The sequence below is a fragment of the Klebsiella sp. K47 genome, from assembly GCF_051858335.1.
Classification (GTDB): Bacteria; Pseudomonadota; Gammaproteobacteria; order Enterobacterales; family Enterobacteriaceae; genus Klebsiella; species Klebsiella pneumoniae.
On the sequence record NZ_JBPYUI010000583.1, the window covers coordinates 1 to 210 of the forward strand.

At 66.2% G+C, this 210-nt stretch carries 1 protein-coding gene; it reads left to right on the forward strand.

Annotation, left to right across the window (positions count from 1 at the left end):
* Positions 1-17: 17 nt before the first annotated feature.
* On the forward strand, positions 18-210 hold a 193-nt coding region (locus RRF55_RS29320; RefSeq protein WP_439419501.1), incomplete at its 3' end, for a hypothetical protein.

Consider the following 210-nt stretch of genomic DNA (forward strand, 5'->3'; position numbering starts at 1 on the left):
TACGGCATTCCACGCGAATGAAGCGGCGCTCGTTCACCTTCCGGCTGTTCCTGCGCCTGCTGCCGGTGCTGGCATTGGCGGCCGCCTTCCCGTGGTATCTGGCGTACTGGCTGGACCATGGCTGGGCGGTCACCACGATTTCGACCGTGGTGCTGATGGGTCTGATGTGGTGGAGCCTGAGCCGCGCGACCGCACCGATCCGCTCGCTGC